Annotated in this window: 5 protein-coding genes and 1 pseudogene; 3 read left to right on the top strand and 3 right to left on the bottom strand. The window is 65.6% G+C overall.

The window, feature by feature from the left end:
* Positions 1-73: 73 nt before the first annotated feature.
* Together ABT300_RS41600 and ABT300_RS41595 are read right to left on the bottom strand one after the other, a co-directional pair.
* Positions 74-361, bottom strand: coding sequence for a hypothetical protein (locus tag ABT300_RS41600; RefSeq protein WP_351687689.1), 288 nt, complete (start codon positions 359-361; stop codon positions 74-76).
* Positions 362-571: 210 nt separating this feature from the next.
* Complete coding sequence (locus ABT300_RS41595; RefSeq protein ID WP_351687686.1) at positions 572-1,942, bottom strand: hypothetical protein; 1,371 nt, start codon at positions 1,940-1,942, stop codon at positions 572-574.
* A gap of 79 nt (positions 1,943-2,021) precedes the next feature.
* Here ABT300_RS41595 and ABT300_RS41590 point away from each other — a divergent pair, with 79 nt between their 5' ends.
* On the top strand, positions 2,022-2,222 hold the full coding sequence (locus tag ABT300_RS41590) for a hypothetical protein (protein ID WP_351687683.1): 201 nt from the start codon (positions 2,022-2,024) through the stop codon (positions 2,220-2,222).
* Positions 2,223-2,236: 14 nt separating this feature from the next.
* Here the strand turns inward: ABT300_RS41590 and ABT300_RS41585 are convergent, their stop codons facing one another.
* Positions 2,237-2,851 carry a hypothetical protein gene (locus ABT300_RS41585; RefSeq protein WP_351687680.1) on the bottom strand — a complete coding sequence of 205 codons (615 nt, stop codon included), beginning with the start codon at positions 2,849-2,851 and terminating at the stop codon, positions 2,237-2,239.
* Positions 2,852-3,673: 822 nt separating this feature from the next.
* On the opposite strand from ABT300_RS41585, the gene ABT300_RS41580 reads away from it, so the two are divergent.
* Both ABT300_RS41580 and ABT300_RS41575 read left to right on the top strand, forming a co-directional pair.
* Positions 3,674-3,859, top strand: a complete 186-nt coding sequence (locus ABT300_RS41580; protein WP_351687677.1) for a hypothetical protein — start codon at positions 3,674-3,676, stop codon at positions 3,857-3,859.
* 73 nt (positions 3,860-3,932) lie between these two features.
* Positions 3,933-4,643 (top strand): annotated as a pseudogene (locus ABT300_RS41575) (hypothetical protein); the annotation flags it as partial.

Raw genomic sequence — 4,643 nt, 5'->3', positions numbered from 1 at the left:
CCTCACGGAACTCCGGATCGAACTTCCGTCGCATCTCCGCCATGACTCCCAACTTCCCCTGCAGTCATGGTCTTCACGCTACGAGGGGAGAGACATACTCGCCGCTGATCTGCCCCGTGGTGCCGAACAGCATGGCAGCCCCGGCACCCATCAGGCTGTGCACGACGGCCGCGGGGATGTCGACAGCCAGGTCGAAGTACGTCTGAAACCGCGGGGGATCTCCTTGTGCTGCGCCTTCCGCGCTCAGCTGGCGGTGGAGGCGGCGGTCCGCCTGCCAGGTCCCGAACCGGGTGTACAGATCCAGGACTCCGCGTAGCAGCCCGCCTGCAGCCCCCAACAGAATCAGTGTCGGGACGTCCACGGTCTCCCCCGCATAACTGCGCTGACGCCTGGCTGTGCACTTCCGGCCGCCATGCAAGCGTAGAGCCGTCCGTGCTCCGCAGGGAAGGGGGCCACGGTATGCCGCGGTATCGGTCGACTACCGCAAGGGGCCGGGTGGCCTGGACTCATTGGGAGGGTCCTGCGGCAACAGCGGCATGACTCACCGGCTCGGTGACCTCGCTTCAGTCTCTCAGGGCTCAGCGAGGGACTGAGGGTCTCCGTTGTAGGTGGAGGGGTCTGCCGGGACGATTCCGGCGCCGACAGGAGCCGCGACTCCCCCTACGTACATCGCCTGGTACTGGTCGTAGGGATGCGGTCCCTCGAAGTTCTGGGCGACCGAGGTCAGCTGGAACGGCTTTCCGTTGTTGCTGACTTCTTGTTTCACCGGATCGCGGCCCGGCACGACCACAGTGAAGCGGAATGTGAAGCTGCAGGAACGTTCATTGGTGTTGACAAACGCCACGATGGTTTCAGTCTCCCCGTACTTCAGGGTGATGCTCTTGCGGGCGAAGTATGGTTCGTTGTTCCCGTCGGTGGGTTCGGGGACCTGGTCGTCCAGGTTGAAGAACAAGGTTCTGGTCTTGGATTCACCTCCGTTGGTGCCGCCGTTGAGGAAGAACGTGCCTGTGAGCGGCGGCGAACATTCTCGTTTGAGGATTTGCATGTTCGTGATGCGGATTTCCTTCTTGCTGCGTCCGCTGACGGTGAGCGAGATGGTTCGGAAACCGGCTGGTACCCCCTCGTTCTCATCGAACCAGTCCTCGAACGTCTTGCCCTTTCCGTAATCCTCGTGCTCCAGCTTCTCCACCTGGGAGGCCGACAGCTTCATCGTGGATGTGAAGACGTAGTCGCCTGTGCTCAGTCCGAGGAAGGACACATCGTCCACCGACAGCGGCGAAGCCTCCGGGGCCGGGTCCCAGAGAACGTATGCCGAGCCGGCTGCCAGCACCACGACCATGGTGGCGGCGCCTATCGCGTACGGCGTACGGATCCGCCGCGCCGCCCCGGTGTCCGGGGGCTGGTTCTCGGGCGTACCGCGGTAGCGCGGACGTGGCCGGCCGCCGCAGGCTGTGTAGCCGTCGGCCCAGCGGCCGAGGAGGCCGTCGCGTGTGCCGTCGTCCAGTACGTGGTGTTTGCAGTACGCCAGCACCAGGAGTTCGACGTATTTCCAGCCCGGGAGTCTGTCGGCCTTCCTGCCCTTCACGGTGAGTGCGTTGAGCCAGGTGCCCTTGGCCGGACCGTTCACGCTCCGTTCGAAGCCGGGGGCGTTTTTCTTGCCGACGATGCCGTTGGCGACTTCGACCAGGTGGTCGTAAGAGAGACCGTCCGCGCGCAGTCCGTTCAGTGCCGCGCGGAACGCCCGCGGCGTTCGCTCCGCGACGGCGGTGTTGAGGAGTTCCTGCCACGTCGGCGTCTGCTCGGTCATGTCGCCCGCCCCCTGACTGTGCTTCAGCAGTATCGCGGACGGGACGGCCCCGGGCTGGCCATCGCGCAGATCCGGTGCAAATCCGGACACTTCAGCGGGTTCACCTGCATCAATGCCGGTGTCCGCAATTGCCATGATCTTGGACTGGATGTGTCCGGGCGTCCTGCATCACGGTGTGGAGCACTCCGCACGACGACTACCAAGGACGGACACCATGCCTACGCCGAGCCCCGCTGTCAGGGTCATGACCCTCGCCATCGCGGCGCTGAGCGCCCTTGTCGCCGCACTGGTCGCTTTCATCGTCCTGCCGCACCTCGGCGCGAGCATCCTGACGACGACACTGAGTTCCTGCGGGGCCTTCGTGACCGTCAGTGCCGGCACCCTGCATGTGCTGCGGGAGTTCCACCTGTTCTGATGCGCGGCCCGCACTCAGCGGGCCGCGAGACGGCCCTGCCGGTAGACCCACGTCTCTCTCGCCTCCCCCGACGGGCAGCAATTGTAGTCGTCCTCCAGATAGAAACGGTCGAGGGCCGTGATACGGCCGGATTTCATCGACTCCACCTTCAGCAGATTCGGCGGTTCACCGAGCCGGGGCTCACGGCTCGTCAGAGTGCCCAGTACTGAGAGTTTTTGTGCACTGCCGTCGAAAACGAATACGCCCATGGCTCTCTGCCCTGCCGCGGTGGAGTCGTGATTTCCACATATCACAGGAAGTGCCGCCTCGTCACGGTCGTCCCCGGTGATGTCACCGTAGAAGATCTCCTCCATGAGGATCGCAACGTCCTGCGGCATGTTCGGCTCCGGCCCGTCGAACTCTGACGGCACGTTGACGGCCAAGCCCTCACGCAGACGGATCGGCTCGGGAGACCTGCACAACGCCCCCGGGATCTCGATGCTGCGCCAGTCCACGGCACGCAGGTCGATCGGATCCTCAGACGTTTCCCCGCGGGAGAGGAACCGGTAGGCCACGAGACAGCCCACGGCCAGGACAAGGCACACCGTCAGCGTCAACGCCCTCGCACGCCCCATCGAACGGTCCACCATCCCCGCCCCTCATTCCGCACCTTGCAGAGTGGTCACAGTGTGCCGTCCCGGTCAGCGCCCTGGAGGTGGTTCGCCGTTGCGGCCCCACGAAATGCGCTGTCTCCTGCCGACTCAGCACCAGGCAACACGCACGAGGCCGAGCCCCGCCCTTCCCCGCGGCGGCCGCTCCACCCGGCAACACTTCCGCGCCCACAGCGCCGGTCGGGCTACTGCCAGTATGTTGCCTCGACGAGCAGGCGGAATTGGGCCGCCTCCAGGTGTCGGTGGGCAGAGGCGCGCAGTCGGGCGTGTGCACGGTGCCGATGCGTGTACGGCGTAGCCCTGGCTCATCAGACAGCGCCGCGGTCCGGGCCTGGTGGGGCGATCTCGCCCGCCAAGGGGCAGGCCCTTGGACCTGCCCCCCGGCGGACAATGGGGGTCCGCGGCAACGGACGTATTCCCCAAGACTGCAGCGTGCTGTCCGGACCAAGGGAAAGCCAGCCGCGCGCCACCCCGTTCGAGAGCGGGGCGCCAAGAAGAGCATCGGCCGCGAGAGTTGCTTGCGCTAGTCGCATTCGGTTGCCGAATGCCGGCGAACGATTACGAACAACCAGGCCTGTGGGCTGTGACAGCTCTGGGTGTTATCGCACTGGCCCGGTCGGTGACGGGACAATCAGCCCGCAGCGACGGTGAACCGCCTGCTCGGCCCGGACACATCCGAAAAACGAGGGCCACGGATCAACTGTCGACAAGGCGCCTGGCCTGCAAGAGTGGAGGCCGCGTCATGAGCGGCAACTCCTGACGTGACCTCAACTACCGTCCGGACCAAGGGATCACGCCCCCATGCAAACCTATCGCCTCTGCCTGCCCAAGGGCGGCTTTGTCGATCTGCCTGGCTACTACCCGGTGATCGTCGTCGTTCTCGTTCTCGTCCTCCTCGGCTCCGACCTCAGCTCAGCCGTCGCCGCCGTCATCGCCATGGGCGCCGCTGCCCGGGAACTGACTGCACGGCCTGCTTCCGCCGCCTGACCTGACGTTCGCTTCGGCGGTGCCACACCGGTGGCACCGCCCCTTCCTTCATGCCCGAGAGAGACACCGCCCGATGACACGCCCGGAAAAGTCCATCGCCCATGACGCGCCGTTCTCGAGTTTCGCGCGCCAGCTGCGCAGGCTGCGTCACGACGCAGGCAGCCCCACCTATTCCTCCATGTCCCGCCGCATCAAGCACCAGTTCTCCGTCACGACACTGGCCAGGGCAGCAAGTGGAGACATCCTGCCCACTCTTGAGGTCACTCTCGCCTACGCAGAGGCCTGCGAGGGCAGCGCCCAACACTGGACCGAGCAGTGGCTGCTCGCACAGAGAGGAGCGATGCCGCGGCCAGACGGCTCCTGGGCGGCGGTGCCACCGTCCGTGAGCAGGGCAACCTCTGCAGCGGGCTTCGTGGAGGCTCTGCGGCAACTGCGGCTATGGGCCGGCACACCGTCCTACACCCAGCTGGCTGGCCTCACGGGGCTCAGCCGAAGCACTCTCTGCGACGCGCTCTCGGCAAGCCATGACCGGCTGCCGAGCCGCAACGTGGCATCCAGGCTGGTGCTGGCCTGCATGCAGTACGCCTGGGCCAACCGCACGTGGCTGCAGGAAACCCCCCAGATCAGCGTCACACCCCAGCAGGCGCAGCATGCCTGGATGCATGTGTGGCTGGAACTCAGTTCCCGTGGGGCCTTCCCCCGTGAAGGTGGGCACGCGGTTATTGATCACGCGGCGAGCGTGAGTTTAGCGGTGTGGTGTCGGCGTTCGTATGCGTTGGGGCTG

This window comes from Streptomyces sp. NPDC001027 (genome assembly GCF_040299045.1).
In the GTDB taxonomy this organism is placed as follows: domain Bacteria; phylum Actinomycetota; class Actinomycetes; order Streptomycetales; family Streptomycetaceae; genus Streptomyces.
The sequence above is the reverse complement of the archived record's forward strand: the minus strand, read 5'-3'. Positions and strand labels throughout refer to the sequence as shown.